At 73.9% G+C, this 13,921-nt stretch carries 12 protein-coding genes and 1 pseudogene; 8 read left to right on the top strand and 5 right to left on the bottom strand.

Annotated features, from left to right (window positions below; genetic code table 11):
- The first annotated feature begins 150 nt into the window (after positions 1–150).
- The 5 genes and pseudogenes from AB0O19_RS10440 to AB0O19_RS10420 all read left to right on the top strand — a co-directional run bounded on the left by AB0O19_RS10440 (position 151) and on the right by AB0O19_RS10420 (position 3,875).
- Positions 151–678 (top strand): hypothetical protein, encoded by a 528-nt coding sequence (locus AB0O19_RS10440; RefSeq protein WP_363619009.1) that lies wholly within the window; start codon positions 151–153, stop codon positions 676–678.
- A 103-nt stretch (positions 679–781) separates the two neighbouring features.
- Positions 782–1,447 (top strand): DUF3105 domain-containing protein, encoded by a 666-nt coding sequence (locus AB0O19_RS10435; RefSeq protein ID WP_350881589.1) that lies wholly within the window; start codon positions 782–784, stop codon positions 1,445–1,447.
- 140 nt (positions 1,448–1,587) lie between these two features.
- Entirely contained in the window at positions 1,588–2,172 is a 585-nt protein-coding gene (locus AB0O19_RS10430; protein WP_363619084.1) for a DUF305 domain-containing protein, read from the top strand.
- A 110-nt stretch (positions 2,173–2,282) separates the two neighbouring features.
- Positions 2,283–2,870, top strand: a complete 588-nt coding sequence (gene pth, locus AB0O19_RS10425; protein ID WP_363619083.1) for an aminoacyl-tRNA hydrolase — start codon at positions 2,283–2,285, stop codon at positions 2,868–2,870.
- A 120-nt stretch (positions 2,871–2,990) separates the two neighbouring features.
- Positions 2,991–3,875, top strand: a pseudogene (locus AB0O19_RS10420) (IS5 family transposase).
- Between the two features lie 23 nt (positions 3,876–3,898).
- On the opposite strand, the gene AB0O19_RS10415 reads toward AB0O19_RS10420, so the two are convergent.
- Positions 3,899–5,488, bottom strand: a complete 1,590-nt coding sequence (locus AB0O19_RS10415; protein WP_363619008.1) for an MFS transporter — start codon at positions 5,486–5,488, stop codon at positions 3,899–3,901.
- A 171-nt stretch (positions 5,489–5,659) separates the two neighbouring features.
- Here AB0O19_RS10415 and AB0O19_RS10410 point away from each other — a divergent pair, with 171 nt between their 5' ends.
- Positions 5,660–6,166: a MarR family transcriptional regulator gene (locus tag AB0O19_RS10410; RefSeq protein WP_363584097.1), complete on the top strand. Its 507-nt coding sequence runs from the start codon at positions 5,660–5,662 to the stop codon at positions 6,164–6,166.
- A gap of 123 nt (positions 6,167–6,289) precedes the next feature.
- Positions 6,290–6,805: a GNAT family N-acetyltransferase gene (locus AB0O19_RS10405; RefSeq protein ID WP_363619007.1), complete on the top strand. Its 516-nt coding sequence runs from the start codon at positions 6,290–6,292 to the stop codon at positions 6,803–6,805.
- A gap of 28 nt (positions 6,806–6,833) precedes the next feature.
- Here AB0O19_RS10405 and AB0O19_RS10400 read toward each other — a convergent pair whose 3' ends face one another.
- The 4 genes from AB0O19_RS10400 to AB0O19_RS10385 all read right to left on the bottom strand — a co-directional run bounded on the left by AB0O19_RS10400 (position 6,834) and on the right by AB0O19_RS10385 (position 11,766).
- A complete protein-coding gene (locus AB0O19_RS10400) occupies positions 6,834–7,343 on the bottom strand; it encodes a methylated-DNA--[protein]-cysteine S-methyltransferase (RefSeq protein WP_363619006.1) in 510 nt (169 codons plus the stop codon).
- The gene (locus AB0O19_RS10395; RefSeq protein ID WP_363619005.1) at positions 7,340–8,857 is read right to left on the bottom strand and encodes an AlkA N-terminal domain-containing protein; all 1,518 of its coding nucleotides are present in this window, start codon (positions 8,855–8,857) and stop codon (positions 7,340–7,342) included. Before AB0O19_RS10395 ends, AB0O19_RS10400 begins: the two co-directional genes overlap by 4 nt.
- A gap of 440 nt (positions 8,858–9,297) precedes the next feature.
- Entirely contained in the window at positions 9,298–10,431 is a 1,134-nt protein-coding gene (gene rsgA, locus AB0O19_RS10390; protein ID WP_363619004.1) for a ribosome small subunit-dependent GTPase A, read from the bottom strand.
- Positions 10,432–10,770: 339 nt separating this feature from the next.
- Entirely contained in the window at positions 10,771–11,766 is a 996-nt protein-coding gene (locus AB0O19_RS10385) for a cytochrome c oxidase assembly protein (RefSeq protein WP_363619002.1), read from the bottom strand.
- A 301-nt stretch (positions 11,767–12,067) separates the two neighbouring features.
- Here AB0O19_RS10385 and AB0O19_RS10380 point away from each other — a divergent pair, with 301 nt between their 5' ends.
- Positions 12,068–13,744: an FtsW/RodA/SpoVE family cell cycle protein gene (locus tag AB0O19_RS10380; RefSeq protein WP_363619001.1), complete on the top strand. Its 1,677-nt coding sequence runs from the start codon at positions 12,068–12,070 to the stop codon at positions 13,742–13,744.
- The last annotated feature ends 177 nt before the right edge of the window (positions 13,745–13,921 follow it).

Raw genomic sequence — 13,921 nt, 5'->3', positions numbered from 1 at the left:
GGGTTCACCCCCGCGTTCGGTCCCGTTCCGTCCGTGCTTGCCGGATGTGCCCGGAGCAGGGCGTTTCCGGGGTGTTCGGGTCCGCGAGCGGCCGAAAATGGGGGTGGAGGAGGGGCATCGCTTCACTCGTTCGGCTGATTAAATGTGCGCATGACCGCGTCGGCCCCCAGCTCACCTCGACCGGGGAGGGCCGCACCGGCGGGCCGCCCGGTGGGTGTGCTGTGGGTCCTGCTGCTGGTCGCGCTACTCACGACGCTGCCGTGCGCCGGTCAGTCGAAGGCGGTCGGCGCGCACGCCGCTCCGACGCCGACCACCGTCACCGCCGCCGTCACCGCCGTCACCGCCGTCACCGCCGTCACCGTCACGACGGTCGCCAGTCACGCCCCGCACGCCGGCCCCGCCGCCAAGGCCTCCGACCAGCGCCAGCGCGCCGGGGAGCAGCGGCACTGGACGTGGTGCACCGCCGACGGCGGGCAGCCGCGCCGTGACAACGGCTGCTCCAGCCACCCGTACTGCGCGCAGGACGCCCAGCTGCCGAACCCGCCGCCGCATCCGCAGCCGGCCGCGTCACCGCTCGCTCCGGCAGCCGAGGCGCTGCCCAGGGTGGTGCCCGCCGGGCTGCTGGACGGTCCGCATCCGGCACCCGATCTACACGAGCTGCAAGTACACCGGTCCTGAGCGGAACCCACCGCCCGGCATCCGCCGGCGGATCCGCCCCTCCCCTTCTTTCAGCTGACCGCCGCGCCTCCAGCAGTGCGCGGCGGGGACAAGGACAACCACCATGGGTTCCGCCTCGAAGCAGTCCGGCAAGCAGTCCGGCAAGCCCGGCCCGACCGACCGCCGCGCCCGGATAGCCGAGCTGCGCGCCGGCGAGCAGCGCCGCGACCGCCGCAACAAGGTCATCGCCTCGGTCGCGGCCGGTGTGCTGGTGATCGGCGCGATCGCCACCGGCACCTGGATCGTCATGGACGCCAACCAGAGCAAGAAGAAGGAGCAGGCCGCCGCCAACGCGGACATCCCGGGCGTGCAGACCTTCGGCGAGCTGAGCCGCACCCACGTCAAGGACAAGGTCAGCTACCCGATGACCCCGCCGGTCGGCGGCGACCACAACGCGATCTGGCTGGACTGCATGGGCCACGTCTACGACCAGCCGGTCGAGAACGAGCGCGCCGTCCACTCGCTGGAGCACGGCGCGGTCTGGGTGACGTACAACGGCAAGGCGACGCCGGACGACATCAAGACCCTGTCCGACAAGGTCAAGACCACCCCGTACTCGCTGATGAGCCCGTACCCGGACGAGAAGGGCACCATCACCCTGAACGCCTGGAGCACCCAGCTGATCGTGGAGAGCGCCAGCGACCCGCGGGTGAACCAGTTCTTCACCAAGTACGTCCAGGGCAAGCAGACCCAGGAGCCGGGCGCCTCCTGCACCATGGGGCAGATGTGACCGCCGACGCGGCGCCGCCCGAGGACGGCTCCGAGCGCGCCGCCGAGGAGTTCGCGGACGAGGCCGGGGCGCCGCGCCCGGCCCGTCGGCGGCTGTGGTGGCCGGCCGCGCTGGCCGCCGCCCTCGCGCTGGCCCTCGGGGTGCCCGCCCTGGTGGCGAGCGGGACGTCGGCGTCCGGGTCGGCCTCGGTGGCCGTCCCGGCGGACGACTCGCCCGAGGCCGGGTTCGCCCGCGACATGGCGACCCACCACCAGCAGGCGGTGGACCTGTCGTTCATCGTCCGGGACCGCACCGGCGACGACGCGACCCGCACCCTCGCCTTCGACATCATCAACACCCAGGCCAACCAGCGCGGGATGATGATGGGCTGGATCGACCAGTGGGGGCTGCCGCAGCACTCGGCGGCCAAGCCGATGGCGTGGATGAAGATGGGCCACGACTACCAGGCCCACGACGGTTCGCTGATGCCCGGCATGGCCACCAACACCCAACTGGCGAAGCTGCGTTCGCTCAGCGGGCGGGACGCCGAGGTGTACTACCTGCAGCTGATGATCCAGCACCACAAGGGCGGCGTCGAAATGGCCCAGGGCTATGTGGACCTGGCGAAGAACGACGCCGAGAAGCGGCTCGCCCAGTCGATGGTGGTCGCACAGACCTCGGAGGTGCAGCTGATGACCGACATGCTCACGGAGCGCGGCGCCGCCCCCGGCGTGCCCGAGTCCTGACCCACCCCACTGCGCGTGCCCTCGGACGGCCGGGGCGCGGTCGACGGTCCCGTACCGTGCGTACCGTGCCCCGGCCGTCCCGCGTCCGCGACAAGCCCCTGGAGTTCCCGATGACCCCCGCCGCACCCTGGCTGATCGCCGGACTGGGCAACCCCGGCCCGTGGTTCCGGCTGACCCGGCACAACGCCGGCTTCCTGACCGTGGAGCGGCTGGCCGAACGGCACGGCGCGCGGTTCCGTCGGCGCGGGATCGGCGCCCTGGTGGCGGAGATCGAGGTCGACGGCCACCGGGTGGTGCTGGCCAAGCCGCAGTGGTTCGTCAACCTGTCCGGCCGGCCGGTGTCCGGCCTGCTGCGGCGTTACGGCGTCCCGGTCGAACACCTGGTGGTCGTGCAGGACGACCTGGACTTCGCGTTCGGCACCGGACGGCTCAAGCGCGGCGGCGGCCCCGGCGGCCACAACGGCGTGCGCTCGGTGGGCGAGGTGCTCGGCACCCCCGACTTCGTGCGGCTGCGCTTCGGCATCGGGCGCCCGCCGAAGGGGCAGAGCGTCGGCGACTTCGTGCTGAAGAAGTTCTCGGACCACGAACAGGCCGCCCTGCCAGGGGTGTTGGACCGGTGCGCGGACGCGCTGGACACGCTGGTGCGACGCGGCCTCAACCGGGCCCAGGACGCGCTGAACGTCCGCTCGCAGGCTTAGGCCCTGTCCGGCCGAGAGGAAGGGGCCCCGGCTCAGAAAGTGTTGGGTAATTGATCAACTTCGTGGCGTGATGCACTGGTGGTGATCGTCGCGGGCGAGGCATCCGCGACGATCACCGCCATGTGTGTCTGTTCGTGCAAGCCGTCCTATGAATCGTCGTTGACGGATGCTCAGTGGCTGGTAATCGAGCCGTTGCTGCCGGAGCGGGATCCGCGTCGGGGTGGCCGTCCGCTGAAGTTCCCGCGCAGGCTGGTCGTGGACACCGTGTTGTACGTGCTGGTCAGCGGGTGTTCGTGGCGGCTGGTGCCGCACGATCTGGCGCCGTGGGACGTGGCCTACCGGTGGTTTCGCGCCTGGACGGCCGACGGCACGTGGAATCGGGTCCACGACGTGCTGCGTGAGCGGGTCCGGGTGGCGGACGGCCGGGACCCGCAGCCCTCGGCGGCGGTGCTGGACTCGCAGTCGGCCCGCAGCCATCAGGGCGGCGAGGCGATCGGCTACGACGCGGGCAAGCGCGTGCGGGGCCGCAAGCGCCACCTGCTCGTGGACACCTGCGGGCTGGTCTTGCGGGCGGTGGTGCACTCGGCCTCGGTGCAGGACCGGGCGGGCGCGAAGCTCGTCCTCTCCGGCATCCGTGAGCTGTTCCCGCAGGTCGGGCTCGTCTGGGTCGACGGCGGCTACGTCAACATCGTCGATGCGGGCCTGGTCGGCTGGGCGGCTGAGCACGAGAACCTGGAGATCGTCGCGGTGCCGCGCAACGCTGATGTGAAAGGCTTCCAGGTGCTGCCCCGCAGGTGGGTGGTCGAGCGGACATTCTCCTGACTGGGACGGTGCAGACGGTTGGCACGGGACTACGAGCGCAAGACCGCGCATGCCGAAGCGATGATCAAGGTTGCCATGATCCGGCTCATGGCCGCCCGCCTCGCCGGCGAGGAGGTCGAACCGCGCGGCCCCATCGAGACCGAAGCCGCCCGCCGCCTCGCCGACGACCTCAAGAACGAGTGATCACCCGATTACCCAACACTTTCTCAGGCCTGGCGGACCGGCCGGGTCAGGGCCACGGCCGCCACCGCGACCGCCGCGAGAGCGAGCAGCACCGTCCGGCCGCCGGACGCCGGGCCCGCCAGATGGACTCCGAGGACGGGCAGCGCGGTGCCGAGCGCCGTCCCGAGGCTGCGGGCCATGTTCACCATGCCGCCGCCGACCGCCGAGCACTGCGCCGGGATCGCCCGCATCACCAGCGCGTTGTTGGCGGGCAGCAGCAGTCCCAGCCCGTAGCCGGCGAGCAGCAGCGGCACCGCCACGGCCGCCCCGGAGACCGGCAGCAGGGCGAACAGCAGCAGCCCCGCGCCCGCGAGCGCCGCGCCCGCGCGGCAGCGGGCGACGTCCGACCAGCCGCGCGGCAGCAGCGCGCCGCCGACGGTCGCGGCGAGCGCGAACGCGGCGGGCAGCAGGGTGATCACCAGGCCGGCCCGGGCCACCGGCACGCCCGCGCCGGTGAGCAGCACCGGGCCGAGCACGAGCGGGCAGAACAGCAGCAGGTAGCCGATCAGCGAAACCACCAGCCCGGACCGCACCCCGGGGGTGTTGACCAGGCCGGGCGCCAGGATCGGCCGGGCGGCCCGCCGTTCCTGACGGACCAGCGCGAGCGCGAGGACGGCGGCGGCGAGCAGCAGGGCGGCGGCGGCCCAGCCGGGCAGCGGCAGTCCGGAGGCGGTGGACAGGGCGAGCAGCAGCGCGGTGGTGGAGCCGGTGAGCAGCAGCAGGCCGGGCAGGTCGAAGCGGGCTCCGGACGCGGTGGCGGGCACGGTGGCGGGAGGGCTCGCGGCGGCACTCGCGCGGGGGGCGCCCCCGGCGCGGGGAGCGGGCAGGCTCGCGGCGGCTCCTGCGGGCGGGGTCCCGGAATCGGCGGTGAGCGGGGCCCCGGCACCGGCGATGAGCTGCTTCCCGGCACCGGCACCGGCGGCGGCACCGGCGGCGGGCGGGGGCCCGGTGCGGGTACGGGGCAGCAGGAACCATCCGGCCAGGATGCCCAGCACCCCGATCGGCACGTTGATCCAGAACACCCACCGCCAGGAGGCGTGCTCCACCAGCAGCCCGCCGAGGCTGGGGCCCAGCGCCAGACCGAGCCCCTGGGCCGCCGCCTGGATGCCGAGCGCGCGCCGCATCGCGTGCTCGGGGACGCCGCGCGCCACCAGGGCGACGCTGTTGGCCTGCATCATCGCGCCGCCGACGGCCTGGACGGCCCGGCAGGCGACCAGCACGCCGAGGCTTCCGGCGTATCCGGCGCCGAGCGAGGCCAGGGCGAAGACGGCGAAGCCGCCGAGGTACATGGTCTTGCGGCCGACGAGGTCGGAGAGCCAGCCGACCGGGGCGAGCAGGGCGACCAGCACCAGGAGGTAGGCGAGGGCGACCCATTCGACGGCCGCGAAGCCGGCGTTGAAGTGCCGGCCGAGGGCCGGGAAGACGAGGGCGGTGACGCTGGCGGTGAGCTGGCCGAGGAAGGCCCCGAGGCAGACGGTGCCGACGGCCAGCCAGTGGGCGTGACGCCAGCCGGCTATGCCGCGGGGCCGGGGCCGCTCGGTGAGCAGCCGCGCGGCAAGGGCGGTGGCGTTCATGCCACAAATATATCGGACGCAGATATGTTCTTTCTACGAGCTGCTCGCTTTCCGACGGGAGCCCGCAGAGTTCCACCGCGCTCCACGAGGCCCCGCAGAGTTCCGGGAGGCCCCCGCTCGACGGTGGACAACCCGCCGGACCGGCCCGTACCAGGCGATACGCTGTCCGCCATGCCGTCGTCACCACACGTCCCCGACCCCGCCACCGAAACCCCCGAAACGGCGGTCGACCACGCCCGGCGGCTCACCGACACCGTCACCCGCCTGCGCCGCGCCCTGCGCAGCAGCATCCGCACCGACTACCCGTGGGAGTCCCTGCCCATGGCGCAGGTCGAACTCCTCCAGACCCTCGCCGCCGCCCCCCTGCGGGTCGGCGAACTCGCCGCCCGGCAGCGGCTCGCCCCCAACACCGTCAGCGGGCTGATCGGCAAGCTCCTCGACGCCGGATTCGTCGACCGCCAGGCCGACCCCGGCGACCGTCGCACCGCCCGCATCGCCCTCACCCCGGCCGGCCGGCGCCAGCTCGACGACTGGCAGCGCGCCCACGAGCGCCGCATCGCCACCGCCCTCGACACCCTCGATCCCACCGACCGCGACGCCGTCGTCCACGCCCTGCCCGCCCTCGAACAGCTCGCCCGCGCCCTCGCCGAGACCGGCCAGGGCCCCGACCAGGCCTGAACCCCGGCCGGGCCCAAACCGGGGCCGAGCCGGGGCCGAGCCGGGGCCGAACCCCGGCCAGCACCCCCGGATGCCTGCAAAACCGCTGGTCACCTACCCGTACGGACCGCTACCGTCCCCGGCATGAGCACAGCACAGGTACAGATCGAGCCCTGGACGGACGCCGACCTCGCACTGCTGCGCCGGGTCAACACCCCGGAGATGAAGAAGCACGTCGGCGGCCCCGAGACCGAGGAGCAACTCCTCGTCCGGCACCGGCGCTACCTGGACTTCGTCCCGTCCGGCCTGGGCTGCATGTACCGGATCGTGCTGCTCCCCGAGGGCGAGGCCGTCGGAACCGTCGGCTACGGCACCCGCACCTGGGAGGACGAGACCGTCCACGAGATGGGGTGGAACGTCCTGCCCGGCCACCAGGGGCGGGGCATCGCCGTCGCCGCCACCCGCGCCGCCGTCGCGGCCGCCCGCCGAGAGGCCGCCCACCGCCACCTGCACGCCTTCCCCTCGGTGGACAACCCGGCCTCCAACGCGGTCTGCGCGAAGGCCGGGTTCAGCCTCGTCGGCGAGACGGACTTCGAGTTCCCGCCCGGGCGGTTCATGCGCAGCCACAACTGGCGGGTGGACCTGCGGGCGGCGGGCTGAGCCCCGCGCCGCCGCCCGGGCGGACGTGTCAGAACAGCGTGCCGCTCTCCAGCTCCAGCAGCCGGCGCTTGCAGTCCACGCCCGCCGCGAAACCGGTCAGCGAGCCGTTGGCGCCCATGACGCGGTGGCAGGGGCGGACGATGAGCAGCGGATTGGCGCCCACCGCGCCGCCGACCGCCCGCACCGCGCGCGGCGACTCCCCCGCCAGATCGGCGAGTTGGCCGTAGGTGACGGTCTCGCCGTACGGGATCTCGTCCAGGGCGGCCCAGATCCGCCGGCGGAACTCGGTGCCCGCCGGGGCGAGCGGGAGGTCGAAGGAGGTGCGCTCGCCCGCGAAGTAGGCGGTCAGCTGGGCGACCGGCTCGGCGAGCGCCTCCGGGTCGAGGACCCAGTCGTCGGCGGGCTCGGCCAGAGCGTACTTCTGCCCGGGCGCGGTGACGGCGGCCAGCGCCGCCGCGCCGCCGCCCTCGGGCAGGACGCCGGACAGCAGCAGCCGGCCGAACGGGCTCTCCATGGTGGTGTAGACGGTGGTGCTCATGCCTCTGCCTTCTCCGTTCCAGTGCTGGCGCTCGTGGGCCCGGCCCACAGCCGGTGCACGGCGTAGGAGCGCCACGGGGCCCACTCCTCGGCCGCGCGGGCGGCGTTCTTCGGGTCGCCGGGGGCGCCGAGCCGGACGAGGCCGTGCTTGACGCCCACATCGCCCGGGAGGAAGACGTCCGGGTCGGCGAGGGCCCGCATCCTCAGGTAGCCGACGGTCCAGGGACCGATGCCGGGCAGGGCCAGCAACCGGGCCGCGGACTCCTCCCGGTCCACCCCGCCGTCGAGTCGCACCGCCCCCTCGGCCAGGGCCGCGCACAGGCCGGTGAGCGCGCGGCGGCGGGCGGCGGGCATCGCGAAGTCCTCCGGGTCCGCGGTGGCCAGCACCGCCGCCGTCGGGAACAGCAGCCGCAGGCCGCCGCTCGGCTCGGGCAGCTCGGTACCGTACTTCTCGGTCAGCCGGCCGGCCAGCGTGCGGGCGGCGCCGACCGTGATCTGCTGGCCGAGCACGGCGCGGACGGCCAGCTCGTGCGGGTCCACGTGGCCGGGCGAGCGCAGGCCGGGGCGTTCCCGGACCAGGGGGCCGAGCAGGGGATCGGCGCCGAGCTGCTCGTCGACCGCGTCCGGGTCGGCGTCCAGGTCGAACAGGCCGCGCAGGCGCTGGACGGCGGTCGGGAGGTCGCGCAGGTCCCCGAGCAGCAGACGGCAGTCGAGCCAGCCGCGGGTGCGCGGTTCGCCCGGCGCCAGCCCGTCGACTTCGGCGATGCCGTGCCCGTACGGGAGCGCCAGGGTGCGCCGGTACGTGCGGACGCCGGGGCGCGGACCGGGGACGACCTCCTCCACGCCGGGGACGGCGCGCAGGGCGAGGAAGTCGATCAGGTGGTCGCTGTCGAGCGCGCCGCGGTAGGCCAGGCGCAGGGTGAGGCCACCGGCCGGGGTCGCGACGCGGCGGCCGGCCACGACCTCGGCGCGCAGACCGCTGGGGGTGCGGTCGTAGACCTCGCGGACGGTGTCGTTGAACTGCCGCACCGAGGCGAAGCCGGCGGCGAACGCGATGTCGGTGACCGGGAGTTCGGTCGTCTGCAGCAGCAGGCGGGCGGTCTGGGCGCGGCGGGCGCGGGCCAGCGCGATCGGGCCGGCGCCCAGTTCGGCGATGAGCTGGCGCTGGAGCTGGCGGGAGCTGTAGCCGAGGCGGCTGGCCAGGCCCGCGACGCCCTCGCGGTCCACCACGCCGTCGCCGATCAGGCGCATCGCGCGGCCGACCAGGTCGGCGCGGTGGTTCCACTCCGGGGAGCCCGGCACGGAGTCGGGGCGGCAGCGGCGGCAGGCGCGGAAACCGGCCCCCTGGGCGGCCGCGGCGCTGGGGTAGAAGACGCAGTTGACGCGCTTGGGGGTCACGGCGGGGCAGCTCGGTCGGCAGTAGATGCCGGTGGAGGTGACGGCCGTGAAGAAGACGCCGTCGAAGCGGGCGTCTCGGCTGTCCACGGCTCGGTACCGGATGTCGTCGTCGATCACGCTGTCCAGTCTGCGGCACTGGGGCGGGGGGTGACTGGCGGAAATCGGACATGGCCGTTGGGGGCCCTCCCCCTCCCCCCACCCCCCTCCCCCCACCTCCGCCCACCCATCCCGAGCACCGGCCCGGAGGGCCCACGCCGGGGGCCCGCGCTGGGGCCCGCGCCGGAGACCCGCACCGGCGAGCCCGCCCCGGGTCCACGCCGGGGGAAGACCGCGCCGCAGCGCTCGGCGCACGCGCGCGTTGCTCGCGGTCTGGCCGCCGGCCAGGGCGGCTCGCCGCCCTCGGTGACCCGGGTTTCACCGTGGACGACGCCACCGCAGTGGCCCTGAAGCACTTCCGGCTGCCGGCCCGCCCGGCCTCCGCCGAGCCGGGTGGCCCGGGCGGAGGCCGGCCGCGGCCTCCTGATTTCCTGGTCGGCTTTCCTGGTCGGCTTTCCTGGTCAGCGCTTCACGGGGCCTCCTGCGGCGCGCATCGACTTGGAGAGCGACTTCCACTTCTTCGCCCGGGCCGAGGCCAGTCGGGCGTCCGAGCGGGAGGCGATCCACTCGTTCTCGCGCTGGAGCTTGAGGTAGCTGTCCATCCGGCGCTGCGGCAGGGTGCCGTCGGCGAGCGCCGCCTGCACCGCGCAGCCGGGCTCGGTGTGGTGGCCGCAGTCATGGAAGCGGCAGTCCTCGGCCAGTCCGGCGATGTCGGCGAAGGCCAGGTCCACGCCCTCGCCGCCGTAGAGGCCGACCTCGCGCAGCCCGGGGGTGTCGATGAGCACGCCCCCGCCGGGCAGCGGGATCAGTTCACGGGTGGTCGTGGTGTGGCGGCCCTTCTGGTCGACCGATCGGGCCTCCTGGACGGCCATCGCCGTGACGCCGGCGAGCGCGTTGGTGAGCGTGGACTTGCCGACGCCGGACTGGCCGATCACGGCCGTGGTGCCGGGCGCGCAGGCGCGCAGCACGTCCATGCCCTCGCCCGTCCCGGCGCTGACCACGAGCACGGTGACACCGGGCGCGACCGCCTCGACGTCGGCGCGGATGAACTCGGCGTCGTCCACCAGGTCGGCCTTGGTGAGGACGACCAGGGGGTCGGCGCCGGACTCCCAGGCCAGGGCGAGGAAGCGCTCTATCCGGCCGAGGTCCGGATCGGCGGCGAGCGAGGCGGCGATCAGGACGGTGTCGACGTTGGCGGCGAGCACCTGGCCGTCGGAGCGCTTGCCGGCCACCTTGCGGATGATCGCGGTCGAGCGGGGCAGCAGTGCGGTGACGGCGGCCATCGGCTGGGCGTGGAGGTCCACGGCGGCCCAGTCGCCGGTGCACGGGCAGTTGATCATGTCGACGTCGCCGACCGGGCGGGTGTCGAGCCGTACGGTGCGCGGCTCGCCCGTCTCCGGATCGGCGAGCACGGCGTCGCACTGGCCGCGGTCGACCCGGACGATCCGGGCCGGGATCAGCCCGGCCTCGGCGAGCGGGGTGAAGAGTTCGGCGAGCTCGGGCGTCCAGCCGTAGCCGGACAGCGGCAGCTCGTCAGAGAGGGAGCCAGAGGGGGAGGTGGAGGGGGACGACGAAGTGGAGGCAGCGTTGAACAACGCGGTGGGCCCTTCGGGAGGAGATGATCCCGGCGGGCTGCGGCTGGCGCGGAAAGGTCAGCCGGCGGCCGGGAAGAGGAGGTGAACGCGAGTACTGCCCAAGGCAGCTATCGGGGCGACAACGACCACGGGGTTCACCTCCTGCTCTCTACTCCTCGGGCGGCCGTGAAGGCCCCCGATCCGGACGGGAGAAACGCTAGCGGGTCGGGGTGGCAGGGCCAACTGATTTTTGACCTGCGGAAACGCGGTGAAGGGATCCACAGGGGGCCAGCATTGGACCTACAGAAGTGCGGGCCCTCGTTCAGGAACCGGCCGGAGCCGGCTACCCTCCGGAGCCGGCTACCCGCCGTACCGGTGCTTGAGGTTCGGGTCGTCCAGCCACCAGGGCCGCATCCCGGCCTCCTCCTCGGCCGGCAGCCCCGCCTCCTGCGCCCGCGCCGCGGCCTCCTCGAAACGGGCGTCGAGTTCGGCGTCCACCGCCTTGATCTCCTCCCGCCCCTGCACCACCATCCGCCGCACCAGCGCGGCCAGGAACGGCAGCCCGACCAGGTCGCCCAGCACCCAGAGCATGTTGCCGCCCCAGGTCTGGTCCTGCGCCAGACTCGGCCCCCACGGCCGCCCGAGCGCCACGTAGTAGTGCTCGGCGACCAGGTGGCCGCCGTAGATCAGCACCAGCCCGAGCCCCGCGTCGAAGATCACCTCGGCGAAGGTGATGAACAGCCCGACCAGGTGCGGGTACTCGCGCCCGACCGGGTCGATCTGCAGCCGCGGCCAGAAGTACGCCAGCCCGAGCAGCACCAGCGCCAGGTGCAGCAGCACGTTCCCGAACGCGCTGGACACCGACTCCTCGTACCAGGGCGTGAAGTAGAGCAGCCACGGCGGGGCCATCAGCAGCGCGGTGGAGACGGCCGGGAACATCAGCACCTTGGACGGCCGGCTGCGCAGCGCCCGCAGGATGCGCTCGCGCCGGGCCGGCGGCGCGGCCGCGACCAGCAGCGAGACCGGCGCACCGAGGGCGAGCAGCAGCGGGACGAGCATCAGCAGCAGCACGACCTGGACGGCCCGGTCGGTGAACAGGATCCGCTCGTACACGCCGAGGCCGGAGCAGGTGCACCAGATCCACAGCAGCAGCCCGCCCAGGAAGGCGGCGGTGCGGGACGGCTGCCAGCGCTCGCCGCCCGCCCGGTGGACGGTGCGCACCGCGGCCAGGTACCAGCCGCCGAGCAGCACGGAGAGGGCGAGCACGAGCGGTTCGGCCGTCCACGAGGTGGCCAGGTCGGACCACTGCCAGGGCGGCGGTCCGCTGTAGGCGAGCACTCGCACCGCGCCGTCCATCCGTCCACCCACCTCGTTCGCGCCCTGCCGCCGCCCGCGCCGTCCGGCGGTCCGTCGGACGCCGCGGACCGGACCGCGGCGCCCGGCCATGATGGCCTCCCGGCCGGGGCCCGCCGCGCCCGGGGCCCGCCTCTATACCTGCACCTGGACAAAGCTTTACCGAGCCCGGAAAAAGCTTTGCCCAGGCAAAGTTCCGGCCTCGACGGCCCCCGGACCGCAACCGGCGCAGGGCCGTGTTCGTCTGGCAGGATGCACCGTCGGCGATACCGGCCACGCGGGTGATGACAAGGGGACGACAAGGGTGCAAAGCACTGCACGCGGCGAGGGCCGCCGGCTGGCGGCGCGCCACCGCAACATCGAGCTGGGCCTGCTGGCGCTCGCGGTGGCCGTCTGTCTGGCGGGACACATCGACGCCGATCTGGCGCTGACCGGCAAGATGCCGCCCGGGCTGCTGGTCCACGGCCTGGCGCTGGGCGGCCTGGCCGGGGTGGCGCACCTGGCGGTGCGGCGGTTCGCCCCGTACGCGGATCCGCTGATCCTGCCGCTGGGCGTCTTCCTGACCGGCTTCGGACTGATGCTGCTGGACCGGCTGGACATCTCCTACGCGGCGGCGCACGCCAGGAAGGGCGACTACCAGAAGCTCCCGGCCGCGCCCTCGCAGCTGATGTGGGTGTTCATCTCGGTCGCGGTGGCGATCGCGCTGATCGTGCTGATCAAGCACCACAGGTTCTTCCAGCGGTACGTGTACCTGCTGATGACGGGGGCGCTGATCCTGCTGGCGGCGCCCGCGTTCTTCCCGGGCCGGGCGGAGGACTTCGGCGCCAAGCGCTGGATCCGCCTGTTCGGGCTCTCCTTCGAGCCGGACGAGTTCGTGAAGGTCGCCATCACGATCTTCTTCGCCGGCTACCTGATGGCCTCCCGGGACGCGCTCGCGCTGGCCGGCCGGAAGATCTGGGGGATGACCCTGCCGCGCGGGCGGCACGTCGGCCCGGTGCTGGCGATCTGGGTGGTCAGCCTGCTGGTGCTGGTCTTCGAGCGCGACCTCGGCACCTCGCTGATCTTCTTCGGCGTCTTCGTCGTGATGCTGTACGCGGCGACCGAGCGCACCAGCTGGGTGGTGCTCGGCCTGCTGATGGCGGTCGGCGGCGCGGCCGTGGTCGGCACCGTGGAGCCGCACGTGCACGGGCGCGTCGAGGCCTGGCTGCACCCGCTCGACATCTACAAGGAGCACCACGACCCGGCGATCATCTCCGACCAGCCCGCCGAGGCGCTGTTCAGCCTGGGCACCGGGCACCTGACCGGGACGGGCCTGGGCTCGGGGCGGCCGTGGCTGATCGGCTTCGCCGGGCGCAGCGACTTCGTCTTCACCACGATCGGCGAGGAGCTGGGCCTGGCCGGGGTGACGGCGGTGCTGCTGGTGTACCTGCTGCTGGTCCAGCGCGGGCTGCGGACGGCGGTCGGGCTGACCGACCCGTTCGGCAAGCTGCTGGCGACGGGGCTGTCGACGGCGCTGGCGCTGCAGGTGTTCGTGGTGGTCGGCGGGGTGAGCGGGCTGGTGCCGCTGACCGGCAAGGCGCTGCCGTTCCTGGCGGCGGGCGGCTCGTCGCTGCTGGCGAACTGGCTGATCGTGGCGCTGCTGATCAAGCTGAGCGACTCGGCCGGGCGCACGGCGCTGGAGCCGGCGCCGCCGAGCCCCGATCCGCTCCCGGCGCAGGCCGGGCCGGCGGGCCGGTCGGCGGCCCCGGGCGGTCCGGCCGCGATGGATCCGAGCCCGAACCCGAACCCGAGCCCGACCGCGCCGAGCGGCCCGAACCCGACGGCCCCGGAGCTGACGCTCCCACGCCCGGCCGCCCCGGGCCCGGATCCGGACCGGACCGAGGTCAACCCGGCCGCCCCGCACCCTCCGGCCGAGCAGTCCCCGTACGGGTACCACCCGGCCCCGCAGTCCCCCTTCCCGCCGAATCCGGCGACCGCCTGACCCACCGCCTGACCCACCGCCGGGGCCCCGGGCCGCCCTCCGGGCGACGGGCGACGGCGAACCGGCGAACCGGTGAACCGGCACCAGGAGACGACCGGACGTCAGGAGACGACGGACGGCACAGGGCCTCCCCCGCATCCCGCGGGGGAGGCCCTGTGCCGTCCGTCGTGGTTTGCC

It is taken from the genome of Kitasatospora sp. NPDC091276 (genome assembly GCF_040684355.1).
In the GTDB taxonomy this organism is placed as follows: domain Bacteria; phylum Actinomycetota; class Actinomycetes; order Streptomycetales; family Streptomycetaceae; genus Kitasatospora.
This window is presented reverse-complemented; position numbering and strand designations above follow the sequence as displayed.

What these genes read in the sequence shown, in the direction of transcription:
- AB0O19_RS10440 (WP_363619009.1), top strand. Translation starts at nt 151, where the DNA reads ATGACCGCGTCGGCCCCCAGCTCACCTCGACCGGGGAGGGCCGCACCG.
- AB0O19_RS10435 (WP_350881589.1), top strand. Translation starts at nt 782, where the DNA reads ATGGGTTCCGCCTCGAAGCAGTCCGGCAAGCAGTCCGGCAAGCCCGGC.
- pth (WP_363619083.1), top strand. Translation starts at nt 2,283, where the DNA reads ATGACCCCCGCCGCACCCTGGCTGATCGCCGGACTGGGCAACCCCGGC.
- AB0O19_RS10415 (WP_363619008.1), bottom strand. Translation starts at nt 5,488, where the DNA reads ATGAACGCCACCGCCCTTGCCGCGCGGCTGCTCACCGAGCGGCCCCGG.
- AB0O19_RS10410 (WP_363584097.1), top strand. Translation starts at nt 5,660, where the DNA reads ATGCCGTCGTCACCACACGTCCCCGACCCCGCCACCGAAACCCCCGAA.
- AB0O19_RS10405 (WP_363619007.1), top strand. Translation starts at nt 6,290, where the DNA reads ATGAGCACAGCACAGGTACAGATCGAGCCCTGGACGGACGCCGACCTC.
- AB0O19_RS10400 (WP_363619006.1), bottom strand. Translation starts at nt 7,343, where the DNA reads ATGAGCACCACCGTCTACACCACCATGGAGAGCCCGTTCGGCCGGCTG.
- AB0O19_RS10385 (WP_363619002.1), bottom strand. Translation starts at nt 11,766, where the DNA reads ATGGACGGCGCGGTGCGAGTGCTCGCCTACAGCGGACCGCCGCCCTGG.